Below are 13,691 nucleotides of genomic sequence, written 5' to 3'. Positions count from 1 at the left end.
TGGCAATCCCTCCACCCGGGATTGCCCGATGAATCGTTTCAGCCAGCTCGTCACCACCGCATTGATCGGCCTGTCCAGTGCCGCCAGCGCCGCCCCTGCGCCACACTGGGTCGCCAGCTGGCAGGCCAGCCCGCAACCGGTCTGGGGCCCGGAATTCCTGTTTCCGACCCTGGTCCCAGCCGCACTGCAGGACCAGACCTTCCGCCAGACGGCACGTATCAGCCTGGGCGGGTCTCGGCTGCGGGTGCGGCTGAGCAATGCCTACGGCACTCAACCACTGCGGATCGGGGCGGCGAGCGTGGCCGCCCGGGCGGGGGACACCCCGCAGCCGCTCAGTTTCGAAGGCCAGCCCGGAGTGCTGATCGGCCCCGGGCAGGAACGGCTGAGCGATCCGCTGCCACTGGCCACGGCTGACCGGCAGGCGCTGCAGGTCAGCGTCTTCGTGCCGGGGCCGATGCCGGTACAGACGTTCCATTGGGAGGGCAGGCAGACCAGTTGGATTGCGCCTGGCGACCAGAGCCAGGCCCAGGCACTGAGCGGGGCCAGCAGCACCACGGCCCGCCTGTTCCTGGCCGGCATCGAGGTCGAGGCGCCGACCAGCGCACGCAGCGTGGTGGTGATCGGCGATTCGATCACCGACGGCGCCACCGCCAGCCTCGACCAGGACCAGCGCTGGACCGACCATCTGGCCGCACGTTTGGTCCCGTGCGGGGCGGCGGTGGTCAATGCCGGCATCTCGGGTGGCCGCCTCTTGCACGACGGCATGGGGGAATCCGCGCTCGCCCGCTTCCAACGCGATGCACTGGATCAGCCTGGCGTGTCCAGCGTGATCGTGCTGGTTGGAATCAATGACATCAGCTGGCCCGGCACTGCCTTCGCGCGCAAGCAGGCGCGGCCCACGCTTGCCGAGCTGCAGGCAGGCTACCGCGCCCTGGCCGAACAGGCCCATCGGCGGGGTCTACGCATCCTCGGCGCCACCCTGATGCCGTTCGCCGGCGCCCTGCCCGGCACGCCGCTGGACGACTACTACCACCCGGACAAGGACGCCCTGCGCCGCCAGCTCAATGCCTGGCTGCGCACCGACGGGCCGTTCGACGCGGTGATCGACCTGGACGCGGCCCTGCGCGATCCGGCCGATCCGTCACGGATGGCCGCTGCCTACGACTCCGGCGATCACCTGCATCCGGGTGATGCGGGGAACCGGGCGATGGCCGAGGCGGTGGATCTGGACGTGCTGCTTGGAGGTCAGGGGTAGGCCGGGGTCGGATCCCTTTGCGCCAGCAAAGGGCTCTGACCCCAGCACGCGACCCAGCAACGAAAAACCCCGGGCAGGCCCGGGGTTTCGTCGCATCTGGCTGGCTGGATCGGCTTACTTGCGCTTCTTGCGCACGTACAGCACCAGCGAGTGCTCTTCCAGTTCGTAGCCGTGGTCGGCTGCGATCTTGCGCTGCAGCTCCTCGATCTCATGGCTCTCGAACTCGATGATCTTGCCGCTGTCCACGTCGACCATGTGGTCGTGGTGGCCGCCACGGTCAAGTTCGTAGACCGCCTGGCCGCCCTCGAAATTGTGCTTGAGCACGAGGCCGGCGGCCTCGAACTGGGTCAGCACCCGGTACACCGTCGCCAGGCCGATCTCGTCGCCATGCTCCAGCAGCTGGCGGTAGATGTCTTCGGCGGTCATGTGGTGCTGGGCATTGCGCTGCTCGAGCAGCGCCAGGATCCGCATCCGCGGATGGGTCACCTTCAGGCCGACTTTACGCAGGTCGTGGGTTTCCATAGGTCTCCGTTCATTGGCGATTTAGCGCCAGCTGCCTCGGATTGGGTCGCGGTGGCACGCCGGGAGTGTATCATCGGTTTGATTTCCCCAACCGCCAGTCCCGATGCGCAATCTCCTGTTGGTCGCCGCCGTCGCCCTGTCCACCACCGGGTGCGGCATCATCTACAAGCAACCCATCTATCAGGGCAACCTGATCCGGGAAGATGCCGTGGCCAAGCTGCAGGTCGGGCAGAGCAAGCAGCAGGTCACCGCGCTGCTGGGCACCCCGTCCATTCCCGATCCGTTCCACGCCCAGCGCTGGGACTACACCTCCAGCCAGCGGGTGAACCGCCTGGGACGTACTGAAGTGAAGAACTTCGTGGTGTTCTTCGAGAATGACACCGTGACCCGTTGGGAAGGCGATTACTTCCCGGGCAACGACAAGGCCCTGGCCCAGCAGACCGTGCGCCAGTTCGGCCGCAACCTGCCGAAGGACAAGAAGAAGAAGGGCCGCTGAGGCCCCCTGCCCGTCCCCACGGACGGGTTGCGGGCATCAACCGCCGAGCGCGCGGCGCCGGCGGTTGTCCTTGGGGTCGGCCAGCAACGGGCGTAGCAGCTCAATGCGGTCACCCTCCAGCAACACCTGCTGCGGGCGCGCCAGTACGCCATGCACGGCCACGGCCGGGCATCGGTCACTGCCTTCCAGCGCGGCGGCGGCAATGGCATCGGCCACGGTCGCGCCCTCGTCCAGCTGCAGCCGGCGCGACAGCACCTGCTGCGGCCAGGCCAGCACCACGTCGACCTCGATCATCGCTCAGGCCTCGTCGGCGACGCGGACGAAATCATTGACCATCCGATCGGCCAGACCCTGGAAGCCGATCGCCAGGGCCGGCCCCAGCAGGCGCGAGCTGGGCTCGAATTCCAGGGTCAGGGTGACCTTGCAGGCGTCCTCGGCCAGCGCATGGAATTCCCAGCGGCCGTGCAACTGCTTGAACGGGCCATCGCGCAGCTGCATGTCGATGCTGTGCGGGCGCTGCAGGGTGTTTTCGGTCTGGAACCAGGTGCTGAACGAACCCAGGCCCAGGTCCAGGCGCGCCACCAGCCGGTCCTCGCCCTGCTCCAGGATCTGGGCAGCCGAGCACCAGCGGAAGCGGCGCGGATAGGCCTGGACATCGTTGACCAGGTCGAACATGCGCGCGGACGAATGTTCGACCAGGGCGCTGCGGCGGATAGTAGGCATGAATACAGGACGTTTCGGCAATCGACCGGGCGGGCCCGAATCGGAGACAATACGGAAATGAGCAAGAACAGCGGCAAGGATAAAGCAAAGAGCGCGACGGCCAACAAGACCATCGCGTTGAACAAGCGTGCCCGCCACGAGTACCACATCGAAGAACGCTTCGAGGCCGGCCTGGCACTGCAGGGCTGGGAGGTGAAGTCGATCCGCGCTGGCCGCGGCAACATCATCGATGCCTACGCCTACGTGAAGCACGGCGAGATCTTCCTGATCGGCGCCCAGATCACCCCGTTGATCCAGGCCTCCACCCACGTGGTGGCCAACGACCGGCGCGAGCGCAAGCTGCTGCTGCACCGGAGCGAGATCGACAAGCTGGTCGGCAAGGTCGAGCGCGATGGCTACACCATCGTGCCCACCGCGATGTACTGGAGCAAGAACAAGATCAAGCTCGAAGTCGCGCTGGCCAAGGGCAAGCAGACCCACGACAAGCGCGATGCCGCCAAGGACCGCGACTGGGCGATCGAGAAGCAGCGCGTGATGCGTCGCGGCAACCGCGACGCGTAAGGCCGCTGCGCATCACCCTGTAAAGCCGAGCCATGCTCGGCTGTCTTGGTCTTCTGTAGAGCCGAGCCATGCTCGGCTTCGGTAAGAAAAGCAGTCGAGCATGGCTCGACGCTACAAAAGGCGGGTCACCCCGCCAGCATGCCCTGCCCGCGCATGCGCGGCGCCAGCGCCGCGTGCATCACCGCCAGGTGCATCACCACCGCCAGTTCCGGCGCGTAGCGGTCATCGCCTTCCCGCCACTGCTGGGCCAGCTGCGCGGCATCATCGGGCAGCAACGACAGCAACTGGGCATCATCCAGCGCATCGGCGGCGCCCTGCAGCTGGCGCGCCAACTGCCGCGACTGCCACACGTGCACGCCAATACTGAGACTGGCCAGCGACATCAGGACCACGGCCAGCCCGTGCTCGAACCACTGCGACAGCACTTCCGGCCCCCACAGCAGGGCCGCCAGTACGGCCAGGCCCGGTAGGCGCCAGCCGAGCCAATGGATGCGACCGCGCTGCGACCAGTGCACCACCACCGCGCTGGCGACCAGTGCCGCCGCGGCCGTGGCCGGCAACTCCGTCACCCAGGTGGCCGCCAGCAGCACCGCCAGCACGGCCCAGACCCAGCCGGGCGGCAACGCGCGCCGCTGATAGTCGGCACCGACCGGCCCGATCAGCTGTCGCAGGCTGCGTTGTTGGCTTGCATCGGTCACCCACAGTCTCCGTGTCTGTCCTGGCTCGGATGGTCGTCGCCAGTGTGTCGCAAATTCGTGCCAATGACGTTACCAATCCGCTATGACGGCGGCTCTACAACGTGTTGTGGACTGCAAAGGTGACTGTTCAGCTGTTTTGCCGTAGCATTGCAACCGTTGGGCAGGCCCTGACCGTGGCAACGCGGGATCGGCCCTGTACCTTGCAGCACTGTAGAAACCGGGGGTGCATTGGTTTCGACGGGGGTTGTGAAGTCGCCTGGCGCATGCCGAGGGGGTAGCTTTCCTCGTAAATCCAGCTGCAAAACTCTAGTTGCCAACGACGACAACTACGCTCTGGCCGCTTAAGGCCTAAGCCTCGAAACCGCTTGTGTCCATGCTCGCGGTGTAGAGTCACTATCATGGAATCGCGCTGGGTGGCTGCCTGTCAGTCCGGCACTAGAACACAACAGGCTGGTTCCCGGATGCGCTTTGCACGCCGTGCTGTTCGGGGACGAGATCCAACGGTGAGCTAAGCATGTAGTGCTGGGGATGGAGTGCCTTCGGACGGCGGTTCAATTCCGCCCACCTCCACCATTTGTATGGCCTGTCGAGGCCGCAAGAAGCCGGATCTCCCGTCAATGGAGTTCCGGCTTTTTTGTTTTCCGAGGATGGCGCTTCCTCTGCTGTCCCGACATTCCCCGATGCCACCCGCATCGGGAGCCAGTCACAGAAGCTGAGATCCGGATCCAGTAGAGTCCCTGCGTCACACGACGTGACCCGAAACCTGAAAGGACATCAGATGAAGCGCATCACACTGTTTGTGGGCTTGGCCGTGGCGTTGGCACTGGGGCAGGCTTCCGCTGCCACGCCAGGCTCCCGCTATCTGCAGCTGGCCGCTGACCAGCGCGTACAACCCGGCACGGCAACCCTGCTTTCGAGCACCATCGATCTGAACGCCCCTGGATGGGTATACGTGCAGTCCGATGGACGGTACTTCCCTGGCGGCCGCTCTGCCGCCAACGCCTACATCACCATCAACGGTGAGGTGGTCTCCAACGACAGCTACATCGACTGGCGGCAGTCGACATCGGCCCAACAGCACTCCTTCAATGTCATCGGTGCCAAGTACCTGCCCGCCGGACACCATACGGTCAACCTGGCCGGACAGGCCATCGGTTCGGCCGTCAATTTCGGCTCCGCCAGCAACCTTTCCGTGCTCATCACATCTGCTGGCTCGGTAACCAACAGCAGCCTTCCGAGTGACACCGCGCAGCTGGACTTCAATACTGTCGGCAGCCCTGAAGGAATGGCGTTGCAGGCCAAGGACCGCAAGCTGCTGATGACTGCCCAGGCCGGCAATCCCGGTGGCCCCATCGTGGCCATGGCTTCCGGCCGCGCGTTCGCATGGGGCAACTACGGCGATGGCATGATGGGAATTTTCCTGAACGAGCAGGAGCCCGGCATCGAATCGATGACCTGGTCGATCAATGACATCTTCAGTGGCGCAGAAACGCAGGCTCCCTTCTATTCGCAAGGCCTGTTCGTCAATCCGCCGGCTTACAGCACTGTCAGCTTCGTCGCGTCCGAATCGCCGTACTACCAGCCGCAGGACGCCAACACCAACAACGTAAAGTACAAGTTCGGCGCCAACTCCCGACTGGTGACGCTGTCCAACGGCTTTGGCGTGGTCGGAAAGGGGTTGAATCCTGGATTCAACTACGCCGCCGCAGGCCCCTACCGCCGCTTCGCCTATGTCTGCGTCGGGACCAATGGCTTCGCGCCGGGCTGTCCGTCAGCGGGCTCGCAGGTGGTCATTGGCGAGGGCCAGGTCTGCATTCCGCAGGGGCACAACGGCGTGGTGCTTTTCTCGACAAAGTCCCGCGTGCAGGGTGACCCGAACGACGGTGGCGGAAGCGTGTTCCTGTTCCTGAAGATCGATGGCCAGCAGGTGGGCAGCCTCGGCACCCAGCAGTTGGGCTCCAGACCGGACTCGGTCAGCACCCGTACCATCTCCGCCAGCTACCTGAGCGCGGGATCGTCCGCGCTGGGAACGGGCTGCCACACCGTGCAGGCCGTGGCCCAGGTGCTAGGAGATTTCCGCCACATGTCGCTCAATGCCGACATGCCGCTGGTTTGGTTCGACTGACCCATCACGCCGAATGTGGCCGGTGGCCGGGATCTGTTCGCCCCGCCACCGGCTATCCCGCGACACATTAAAGGATCTGCCATGAAAGCTCCCGTCGCTCTCACCCTGTTCCTCGTCACCCTCGCCGCACCCCCAGCCACGCACGCCGCGGCACCGGCTATCGCGCCCCCCGGCACCGCCACGCTGGAAGCCCTGCTGGCCTGCAAGGCCGGCTCGGACTTCAGCGAGGCCGACGCCATCGATGCACTCCAGGCCGCTGGCCTGGCCAGGAAACCGGGTGGCACCTTCGAGCCGGAGGACAAGCCGGTCGCCCTGTTCGGCGGCACCGTCACCAGTGCCGATGTGAACGTGGCCGAGGGCGAGAAGAGCCTCTTCGTCTACTTGATCGGCGTTGACGCCACGCATCTGGCCAAAGCGTGGTCAGTGAACACGGTCAACGAACACGCCAACACGCAGGAACCTTCATACGTGAAGACCACTGACAAGCGCCACACCCTGCACGTGATCGCAGGCGATGACTACGAAGGCTATTCCGCTGCCGTGAAGTGCCAGATCTCTCGATAATGGGTGATGCCCGCTACAGCCAACGCCGCACACGTTGGCGGAACATCGGATACACGTCGGGGAAGCGGGCCAGCAACGCCCGCTCTTCCGGCATGATCTGCAACCAGGTGATGTAGAGCACGAACAACGGCACAGCCAGCAACGCGATCGTGTTCTGCAGGTACAACATTGCGCCAGTGAGGATCGTTGCCTGGCCCAGATACATCGGATTGCGCGTGTAACGGTACATGCCGCGCGTGACCAGCGCGCTTGATGCCGAAGGGCGCAGCGGATTGACCGTGGTGCGCGCCCGCTGGAACGCAAGCTTCGGCAGCAGGTTCAGCGCCACACCGATCGCCATCACCCCGCCTGACATCAGCGCCCGCATCGGCAGTGGCAAGACCGCCTCCGGCCACAGTCGGCTCCCAAGCCAGCCGATCCCCGCGCACAGCAGCATCACCAGCGGCGGCGGGATCCGGGTCTCAAGCCACGTCATCGCAGTCCCTGCATAACTCCATTCACCCCAGTGTCACACGGAACCGGCTGAATCGCTTGGATAGCAGCGCCTGAGCGCCCCAAACCGACCGCCCGGTATCTTCCGCTTTGACAGGCCGGCCGCTAGAGTGGCGCCACCGCGCAGGAGGATCGTATGACAATCACGGGCTTGGGCTTCATCGGCCGCACGACCCTCATCATCACTGTGCTGCTCACCCTGGGCGGCTGCGCCACGTTGCGCCAGTTCGGGCCGTCGGTGCAGGTGGCCTCGGTCACGCCCGGCCAGTACATCGCGCTCAAGCGCGGTGACATCCTCACTTCCGGCAAGCTCAGCGCGGCGACCACGGAGACCTTGCGGGTGGCCGGCCTCGATGAAGGCGTATGCGCCAAACCGGGCCTGCCCTGCATCGAGGCGATGGAAAGCAGCATCGTGGTGCGCGAGGAAGACAAACGCTCCAGCCTGGCCGAGTTGTGGCTGCAGTATGCGATGACCCTGCCGGCGCCGAAGCGTGAGTACTCGGCATCCGGCCGCGCCAAGAGCGCGATCACCGAGCTGGATGCCGATTTCCAACCGCGCCTGGATGCGTGGATGCAGGTCGCGCGCCAGGCCTATGCGTATCTCTTCTTCACCGAGCGCACCGCCAACCAGCGCGGCTTCGAAGATCGCCAGACCCAGGTGCGCGACTATTACAACCTGGCCGTGCAGGAAGCCTCGGTACAACTGTACGACGCCTATGCCACGGGCCGCGTGCACGGCCAGGCCAGCCACTTCCAGCTGGGTCGCTGGACCTTCGTGCTGGCCCCTTCAGGCGAAGCATCACCGCTGGATACGCGTACCCCTACCGAACTGGTACCGGCGGCCTCGCTGTCGTTCACTGGCACGCTGCGCGGCGTGCATCGCCGCGATGGCTTCGGTGCCGAGCTGGTGGCGGTGATGAACGATCCGGCTGGCAGCACGGCCACCCCGCCTTCGGCAGCGACGCCCGCCGCGCAGGCAAGCACCTCGGCCGCGCAGAGCTGGAGCGAGATGCCCTCCCCTTCGATGACGGTGCTGCTGCGCTTCTCGGGAAAGAACCTGTGGGAAGTGCTGCACGACGACGAGCCTGAGCTGGAGATCCACGATCCCTACCAGGTCACGGAAGTCACCCTGCATGGCCAACAGGTTCCGCTGGCCGCGAACTTCACCGCCGGCTATGCGTTGTGGCTGGCCCGTTCCAACTTCAGCCACCAGTCGCTGCGCTCGCTGTTCGGTGGCAAGGGCGGCATCGACACGCCGCACCTGTACATGATGCAGCCCTACGATCCCAACCGCCGCGTGCTGCTGATGATCCATGGCCTGGCCAGCAGCCCGGAAGCCTGGGTGAACGTCGCCAACGAACTGATGCGCGACGACGAGATCCGCCAGGACTTCCAGGTCTGGCAGTTCTACTACCCGACCAACATGCCCATCGCGATGAGCCACGATGCGATGCGTCATACACTGTCCGAAGTGCTCAAGCATTTCGACCCCAGCGGCAAGGCGCAGGCTTCGCATGACATGGTGCTGGTCGGGCACAGCATGGGTGGCGTGATCGCGCGGCTGATGATCTCCTCTTCCGGCGATCATCTGGTCGACACCCTGCTGGAGACTGCGCAGATGACGCCGGCACAGCGTGAACTGCTGCGTACCAAGGGCGCACCGGTGCTGACCTTCCTGCCGGAACCGGAAGTATCGCGCGTGGTATTCATCGCCACGCCACACCGCGGCACCGACGTGGCGGGCACCCGCCTGGGCCGCTGGATCGGTCGCCTGGTGCGGTTGCCGCTGACCGTGCTGGAAGACGTCGCCACCATCGCCAACGACGGCCAGATCGACCGCAATGATGGCAAGCACGGTTACCAGATGAACAGCATCCAGAATCTGGACAAGGACGATCCCTTCGTCCGCGCGGTGGCCGACCTGCCGATGTCGCCGAAGGTGCACTACCACTCGATCATCGCGCGCGCCAAGGCCGATGGGCCGCTGGAAAAGACCGACGACGGGCTGGTGCCCTACTGGAGCTCGCACCTGCCGCACGCGGATTCGGAGAAGGTGATCGTATCCGGGCACAGCGTGCAGGAAGCCACGCCGGCCATCGTCGAACTGCGGCGGATCCTGCATGAAGACATGCAGCAGCATTCGGCCACGGTGAAGTAGCTGCTCGCGGCTGAGGGAAAACCCTCATCGCCTGTACGCATCAGCCCTTCTATGCTGGATCCCACCACCCCACTGGAGGTCCGCATGAACACGCAAGAGCCCAGCCGCCAGCCCAGCCCCGACCCGGCCGAGCGCGACGCCTTCTTCCCGTCGCCCTACTCGCTGTCGCAGTTCACATCGCCCAAGAGCAACCTGTCCGGTGCCGACTATCCCGACGCGCGCCGCGATGGCCGCTGGAAGGTGCTGATGATCGCTGCGGACGAGCGCTATCTGCCCACTGCCAACGGCCACCTGTTCTCCACCGGCAACCATCCGGTGGAAACCCTGCTGCCGATGTACCATCTGGACAAGGCCGGCTTCGACATCGATGTGGCCACGCTGTCCGGCAACGCCGCCAAGTTCGAGTGGTGGGCGTTCCCGCGTGAGGACACGGAGATCGGCGGACTGTACGACCGCTACGAAGCCCGCTTCCGCCAGCCACTGCCGTTGGATGAGGTGGTGGCAGGCCTCGATGCCGCATCGGATTATGCAGCCGTGTTCATCCCCGGTGGCCATGGCGCACTTATCGGACTGCCGCAGAGTCGCGCGGTAAAGGCGGCCCTGCACTGGGCGATGGCCGAGCAACGTCACATCATCACCCTTTGCCACGGCCCGGCCGCATTGCTGGCCGCAGGCGTTGACGAGGCCGATGGTGGTTCGCTGTTCCGCGGCTACCGCATCTGTGCCTTCCCCGATGCGATGGACCGGCAGACGCCGGAGATCGGCTACATGCCCGGGCAGCTCCCGTGGTTCTTCGGTGAGCGCCTGGCGCAGCAGGGCGTGCAGATCGTCAATGACGGCATCGATGGCAGCGTGCTGCAGGATCGCCTGCTGCTGACCGGCGACAGCCCGCTGGCCGGTAATGCGCTGGGCAAGCTGGCCGCACGCACGCTGCTCGACGCCCTGGCCAGCCGCTGACCCGGATGAGCGAACTGGTGCAGGCGTTGCTGGAACTGGAACGCGCCCGCTCACTGAGTGCGGTGGGCGCCGTACTACGCAGCATCTCTGCACCGCTCGGCTACGACCGCGTGCTGGTGTTCGCCACCGGCACGGGGTTGGAGCGCGGTACACAGCGCGTGTACTGGATCGAGGGCGACTGGTTCGGCGACGGCAGCAGTACCGACCTCGCGCGCTACCTGCACGCCTGCCCGGTCAATCGCCACGTACTGGACAGTGACGCGCCGTTCTTCTGGAGCAAGCGCCAGGGTGTTCGCGGCGAACGCTATCAGGTGGTGAAGCAGCCACGTGGTGAAGGCCTGCACGGTCTGCAGGTGCCGGTGTTCGGCACCACCGGCCTGGAAGGCGCGATCAGTTTTGCCGGGACAGCGATCGATGCATCGGCCAGCGCGCGCCTGCAGCTGGAAGCTGCTGCAGCTGCAGCATTCCGTGCCGCTCGCCATCGGGCCGAATCGCCTGCCGAGCTTTCGGGAAGCGCACTGAGCAACCGCGAGCGCGAAGTGCTGCGCTGGGTCGCCGCTGGCCGTCGCCAAGCTGAGATCGCGGCCACGCTTGGGCTTTCCACGCGCACCGTGGAGAACCACCTGCGCCACGCGCGGCAACGGCTGGGTGTGGCGACCACCGCGCAGGCAGTGCGTGCTGCCAGCCGTCGCGGCGAGATCGAAGACTGATCCGGGCAAGACACTTCCGGCGGCCTGGTTCGCGTGTTACACACGCCATGCGCATGTGCGCGATTGCAGAAGCAAGGATGATGCTTATGAAACTGCAACTGGCCGCGATGGCCGCATTGATGTTGGCATTGGGTAGTGTGGTACCGGCAACCGGCCACGCGGCCGGGTCCCCCGGATCGACGACCGATTGCGTGCCCGTAAGACTTGGGCCCAACCTCGTGCATCAGCGCTGCACCGTCACCCGCACTCTGGCAGACGGCACCGTTCTCACGTCGGTGTACTGGATAGACGAGAACGGTCAGTGGTACCTCCCGGCAGACTGATCTGCATCGGACACCGACTACGACTCCAAGGAGTGTGATCAATGACGCTGCACAACCGAATGACCGCTTTTTCTTTCGCTGCAGTAGTTGCACTTGCTGCCCTGGTGCCCTCGCCGCCGGCGAATGCAGCCGAAGAGGTCGGCCTGCAGGAGGAGTGCGTGCCCTTCCGCATCAGCGGCAACGTGTTCCACCATCGTTGCACGTTGTACGTGGTCCATGACGACGGCACCCGCGTAGTCAGCGACCACTACAACCGCGACGAGAACGGGATGATCTACGACCCCTGATCGGGCAAGGGGCATCTGCCGGGCGGAGCGTCCAGCGCCCGTCCGGCATCTCCCAGTCGCCCATCCCGGCATACCGCTGCCCTCGCCTTCCATGGCATGCTTCATGAAACCGTTTTCATGGAATGGAGGGATTCCACGATGTTGTCGCGTTTCCGTCGCCCCGCGCTGTGTGCGCTGCTGGTGCTTGCGCTGCCTGCCGTCGCCTGGGCTGCTGCACCGGCGCCACTGAAAGTAATGTCCTTCAACGTACGCACCCCGGCCGATACCGAACCGGGCAAGCGCTGGCCCGACCGCCGCGATGCCATGGTCAAGGTCATCCTCGATGCGCACCCGGCTGTGATCGGCACCCAGGAACTGGTGAAGGAGCAGGCCGACTACCTGTCCGAACACCTGCCCGGCTACCGCTGGTTCGGCGAAGGCCGCCGTGGTGGCAGCGGTGACGAACACATGGGCGTGTTCTACGACAGCAAGGTGCTGGCCATCGAGGAGTCCGGCAACTTCTGGTTGTCCGATACACCCGACGCACCCGGCAGCATCACCTGGGGCAACCTGTACCCGCGCATGGTCACCTGGGCCCTGTTCCGCCGCCTGGACGATGGCCGTCGTTTCTATTTCATGAATACCCACCTGCCCTACCGCGACGAGGATGAACCGCGCCGGGTGAAGGGTGCCGAGCTGATCGGCAAGCGCGTGGAAGCCCTGCCGGCCGATCTGCCGGTGGTCCTGACGGGTGACTTCAACAGCGAGCCCGGTGGTGACACCTACAAGGCATTCACCCGCCTGCTGCAGGACACCCGTACCCAGGTGAAGGTTCCGCAGGGGCCACGCCTGACCTTCCACGATTTCACCGGCAAGGCCACCGTGCAGCTGGACTGGGTGCTGGTGCGTGGCTTCCATGCACGCAGCTTCCTGACCGATGACCGTCGCATCGATGGCGTGCTGCCGTCGGATCATTTCCCGCTGGTGGTCGAGCTGGACTGGCCGAAGCACTGAACCTGTACGGCAGCCGCAGCTACGGCGGAGGCTGTCGCGACATCAGCCGGTACAGCGCCTGATGCTGGTTGCGTGCCTGGCAGATGCGGGCGCCGACCGCCAGAAACACGGAGATGCCGATCAGGCCCAGCCCCAGCATCTGGTCCGGCAGGCGCATGAAGCCGATCGCAGCCGCCATGGTAGCCAACACCATCAGCACTACGACCGCTACCGACAGCCCTGCGCCAGGCGGTCCCGGATCACCAAACAGCATGCGCTGGGTATCACGTTTGTCGTCGCTCATCGCCATCCCTCCCGGAATCTGCCCCACTAGTTACACCGCAGGCCCCGGTTCTGGCAGAGTCAGAAACGTCATGACTGTGACAACGTCCACAGCACGCGACGCGCTACCCTTCCTCCATTCCCAATCTGCGGAGGACGTCATGGCGCACCAGAGCCGTCTGGCCGGATTCATCATCGACTGCCAGGACACGCCCGCTGACGAAGGCGCACGCTTCTGGGCGGCCGCCCTCGGTCTGCAGGCGCAGCCATCGTATGGCGAAGATGGCGCCGAGTACGCCGACCTGCAGGGCGCACCCGCAGGCCTGAACGTGGAAGTGCAACGTGTCGCTCACCCCTCACGGGTGCACCTGGACATCGAGAGCGACGACATCGATGCCGAGGCAGATCGACTGGAAAAACTCGGCGCGCGCCGGATCGGCTTCGTCAAACGCTGGTGGGTGATGGAAGCACCCACCGGCCATCGCTTCTGCATCGTGAGCATGCGCGAGCGCGACACACCGGCCAATCACTGGCCCTGACAGAAGAAAGGGACGGAAGCCACTGCT

The 13,691-nt window shown here is 65.2% G+C and carries 18 protein-coding genes and 1 other RNA gene; 13 read left to right on the top strand and 6 right to left on the bottom strand.

The features are described from left to right. Nucleotides 1–28 precede the first annotated feature (28 nt). Nucleotides 29–1,255, top strand: coding sequence for an SGNH/GDSL hydrolase family protein (locus AC5P5X_RS10230; RefSeq protein ID WP_111188918.1), 1,227 nt, complete (start codon nucleotides 29–31; stop codon nucleotides 1,253–1,255). Nucleotides 1,256–1,369: 114 nt separating this feature from the next. Here AC5P5X_RS10230 and fur read toward each other — a convergent pair whose 3' ends face one another. Further along, nucleotides 1,370–1,777: a ferric iron uptake transcriptional regulator gene (gene fur / locus AC5P5X_RS10225; RefSeq protein WP_005409235.1), complete on the bottom strand. Its 408-nt coding sequence runs from the start codon at nucleotides 1,775–1,777 to the stop codon at nucleotides 1,370–1,372. Between the two features lie 103 nt (nucleotides 1,778–1,880). On the opposite strand from fur, the gene AC5P5X_RS10220 reads away from it, so the two are divergent. After that, a complete protein-coding gene (locus tag AC5P5X_RS10220; RefSeq protein ID WP_005409234.1) occupies nucleotides 1,881–2,273 on the top strand; it encodes an outer membrane protein assembly factor BamE in 393 nt (130 codons plus the stop codon). A 36-nt stretch (nucleotides 2,274–2,309) separates the two neighbouring features. Here AC5P5X_RS10220 and AC5P5X_RS10215 read toward each other — a convergent pair whose 3' ends face one another. Next, on the bottom strand, nucleotides 2,310–2,567 hold the full coding sequence (locus AC5P5X_RS10215; protein WP_100438406.1) for an RnfH family protein: 258 nt from the start codon (nucleotides 2,565–2,567) through the stop codon (nucleotides 2,310–2,312). A 3-nt stretch (nucleotides 2,568–2,570) separates the two neighbouring features. Next, nucleotides 2,571–2,996 (bottom strand): type II toxin-antitoxin system RatA family toxin, encoded by a 426-nt coding sequence (locus AC5P5X_RS10210; RefSeq protein WP_005409232.1) that lies wholly within the window; start codon nucleotides 2,994–2,996, stop codon nucleotides 2,571–2,573. A gap of 57 nt (nucleotides 2,997–3,053) precedes the next feature. On the opposite strand from AC5P5X_RS10210, the gene smpB reads away from it, so the two are divergent. Then, nucleotides 3,054–3,557: an SsrA-binding protein SmpB gene (gene smpB, locus AC5P5X_RS10205; RefSeq protein WP_005409231.1), complete on the top strand. Its 504-nt coding sequence runs from the start codon at nucleotides 3,054–3,056 to the stop codon at nucleotides 3,555–3,557. Between the two features lie 125 nt (nucleotides 3,558–3,682). Here the strand turns inward: smpB and AC5P5X_RS10200 are convergent, their stop codons facing one another. Further along, nucleotides 3,683–4,255, bottom strand: coding sequence for a hypothetical protein (locus AC5P5X_RS10200; protein WP_005409230.1), 573 nt, complete (start codon nucleotides 4,253–4,255; stop codon nucleotides 3,683–3,685). 219 nt (nucleotides 4,256–4,474) lie between these two features. Between AC5P5X_RS10200 and ssrA the strand changes: the two genes are divergently transcribed. The 3 genes from ssrA (at nucleotide 4,475) to AC5P5X_RS10185 (ending at nucleotide 6,944) form a co-directional block, all read left to right on the top strand. After that, nucleotides 4,475–4,828, top strand: a transfer-messenger RNA (tmRNA) gene (gene ssrA / locus AC5P5X_RS10195). 178 nt (nucleotides 4,829–5,006) lie between these two features. After that, nucleotides 5,007–6,380, top strand: a complete 1,374-nt coding sequence (locus AC5P5X_RS10190; RefSeq protein ID WP_157806731.1) for a hypothetical protein — start codon at nucleotides 5,007–5,009, stop codon at nucleotides 6,378–6,380. 81 nt (nucleotides 6,381–6,461) lie between these two features. After that, entirely contained in the window at nucleotides 6,462–6,944 is a 483-nt protein-coding gene (locus tag AC5P5X_RS10185) for a hypothetical protein (RefSeq protein ID WP_111188919.1), read from the top strand. 13 nt (nucleotides 6,945–6,957) lie between these two features. Here the strand turns inward: AC5P5X_RS10185 and AC5P5X_RS10180 are convergent, their stop codons facing one another. Then, nucleotides 6,958–7,419: a methyltransferase family protein gene (locus tag AC5P5X_RS10180; protein WP_043035469.1), complete on the bottom strand. Its 462-nt coding sequence runs from the start codon at nucleotides 7,417–7,419 to the stop codon at nucleotides 6,958–6,960. Nucleotides 7,420–7,572: 153 nt separating this feature from the next. Here AC5P5X_RS10180 and AC5P5X_RS10175 point away from each other — a divergent pair, with 153 nt between their 5' ends. The 6 genes from AC5P5X_RS10175 (at nucleotide 7,573) to AC5P5X_RS10150 (ending at nucleotide 12,864) form a co-directional block, all read left to right on the top strand. Continuing rightward, nucleotides 7,573–9,594, top strand: coding sequence for an esterase/lipase family protein (locus AC5P5X_RS10175; protein ID WP_495215974.1), 2,022 nt, complete (start codon nucleotides 7,573–7,575; stop codon nucleotides 9,592–9,594). An 84-nt stretch (nucleotides 9,595–9,678) separates the two neighbouring features. Continuing rightward, nucleotides 9,679–10,551 carry a glyoxalase III HchA gene (gene hchA, locus AC5P5X_RS10170; RefSeq protein WP_111117866.1) on the top strand — a complete coding sequence of 291 codons (873 nt, stop codon included), beginning with the start codon at nucleotides 9,679–9,681 and terminating at the stop codon, nucleotides 10,549–10,551. Between the two features lie 5 nt (nucleotides 10,552–10,556). After that, complete coding sequence (locus AC5P5X_RS10165) at nucleotides 10,557–11,261, top strand: PA1136 family autoinducer-binding transcriptional regulator (protein ID WP_111188921.1); 705 nt, start codon at nucleotides 10,557–10,559, stop codon at nucleotides 11,259–11,261. An 86-nt stretch (nucleotides 11,262–11,347) separates the two neighbouring features. Beyond that, nucleotides 11,348–11,584 (top strand): hypothetical protein, encoded by a 237-nt coding sequence (locus tag AC5P5X_RS10160; protein WP_024956430.1) that lies wholly within the window; start codon nucleotides 11,348–11,350, stop codon nucleotides 11,582–11,584. 59 nt (nucleotides 11,585–11,643) lie between these two features. Beyond that, nucleotides 11,644–11,871 carry a hypothetical protein gene (locus tag AC5P5X_RS10155; protein WP_258391076.1) on the top strand — a complete coding sequence of 76 codons (228 nt, stop codon included), beginning with the start codon at nucleotides 11,644–11,646 and terminating at the stop codon, nucleotides 11,869–11,871. 138 nt (nucleotides 11,872–12,009) lie between these two features. After that, nucleotides 12,010–12,864 (top strand): endonuclease/exonuclease/phosphatase family protein, encoded by an 855-nt coding sequence (locus AC5P5X_RS10150; protein ID WP_032966628.1) that lies wholly within the window; start codon nucleotides 12,010–12,012, stop codon nucleotides 12,862–12,864. Between the two features lie 19 nt (nucleotides 12,865–12,883). Here AC5P5X_RS10150 and AC5P5X_RS10145 read toward each other — a convergent pair whose 3' ends face one another. Further along, nucleotides 12,884–13,147: a hypothetical protein gene (locus AC5P5X_RS10145; protein ID WP_005409115.1), complete on the bottom strand. Its 264-nt coding sequence runs from the start codon at nucleotides 13,145–13,147 to the stop codon at nucleotides 12,884–12,886. Between the two features lie 139 nt (nucleotides 13,148–13,286). Between AC5P5X_RS10145 and AC5P5X_RS10140 the strand changes: the two genes are divergently transcribed. After that, nucleotides 13,287–13,664, top strand: a complete 378-nt coding sequence (locus AC5P5X_RS10140; RefSeq protein ID WP_099481065.1) for a VOC family protein — start codon at nucleotides 13,287–13,289, stop codon at nucleotides 13,662–13,664. Nucleotides 13,665–13,691 lie beyond the last annotated feature (27 nt).

It is taken from the genome of Stenotrophomonas sp. YJH_SMC_91, assembly GCF_059368495.1.
The sequence above is the reverse complement of the archived record's forward strand: the minus strand, read 5'-3'. Positions and strand labels throughout refer to the sequence as shown.

What these genes read in the sequence shown, in the direction of transcription:
- hchA (WP_111117866.1), top strand. Translation starts at nt 9,679, where the DNA reads ATGAACACGCAAGAGCCCAGCCGCCAGCCCAGCCCCGACCCGGCCGAG.
- fur (WP_005409235.1), bottom strand. Translation starts at nt 1,777, where the DNA reads ATGGAAACCCACGACCTGCGTAAAGTCGGCCTGAAGGTGACCCATCCG.
- AC5P5X_RS10150 (WP_032966628.1), top strand. Translation starts at nt 12,010, where the DNA reads ATGTTGTCGCGTTTCCGTCGCCCCGCGCTGTGTGCGCTGCTGGTGCTT.
- AC5P5X_RS10155 (WP_258391076.1), top strand. Translation starts at nt 11,644, where the DNA reads ATGACCGCTTTTTCTTTCGCTGCAGTAGTTGCACTTGCTGCCCTGGTG.
- AC5P5X_RS10230 (WP_111188918.1), top strand. Translation starts at nt 29, where the DNA reads ATGAATCGTTTCAGCCAGCTCGTCACCACCGCATTGATCGGCCTGTCC.
- AC5P5X_RS10175 (WP_495215974.1), top strand. Translation starts at nt 7,573, where the DNA reads ATGACAATCACGGGCTTGGGCTTCATCGGCCGCACGACCCTCATCATC.
- AC5P5X_RS10145 (WP_005409115.1), bottom strand. Translation starts at nt 13,147, where the DNA reads ATGAGCGACGACAAACGTGATACCCAGCGCATGCTGTTTGGTGATCCG.
- AC5P5X_RS10140 (WP_099481065.1), top strand. Translation starts at nt 13,287, where the DNA reads ATGGCGCACCAGAGCCGTCTGGCCGGATTCATCATCGACTGCCAGGAC.
- AC5P5X_RS10160 (WP_024956430.1), top strand. Translation starts at nt 11,348, where the DNA reads ATGAAACTGCAACTGGCCGCGATGGCCGCATTGATGTTGGCATTGGGT.
- AC5P5X_RS10185 (WP_111188919.1), top strand. Translation starts at nt 6,462, where the DNA reads ATGAAAGCTCCCGTCGCTCTCACCCTGTTCCTCGTCACCCTCGCCGCA.
- AC5P5X_RS10180 (WP_043035469.1), bottom strand. Translation starts at nt 7,419, where the DNA reads ATGACGTGGCTTGAGACCCGGATCCCGCCGCCGCTGGTGATGCTGCTG.
- AC5P5X_RS10220 (WP_005409234.1), top strand. Translation starts at nt 1,881, where the DNA reads ATGCGCAATCTCCTGTTGGTCGCCGCCGTCGCCCTGTCCACCACCGGG.
- AC5P5X_RS10165 (WP_111188921.1), top strand. Translation starts at nt 10,557, where the DNA reads ATGAGCGAACTGGTGCAGGCGTTGCTGGAACTGGAACGCGCCCGCTCA.
- AC5P5X_RS10210 (WP_005409232.1), bottom strand. Translation starts at nt 2,996, where the DNA reads ATGCCTACTATCCGCCGCAGCGCCCTGGTCGAACATTCGTCCGCGCGC.
- smpB (WP_005409231.1), top strand. Translation starts at nt 3,054, where the DNA reads ATGAGCAAGAACAGCGGCAAGGATAAAGCAAAGAGCGCGACGGCCAAC.
- AC5P5X_RS10215 (WP_100438406.1), bottom strand. Translation starts at nt 2,567, where the DNA reads ATGATCGAGGTCGACGTGGTGCTGGCCTGGCCGCAGCAGGTGCTGTCG.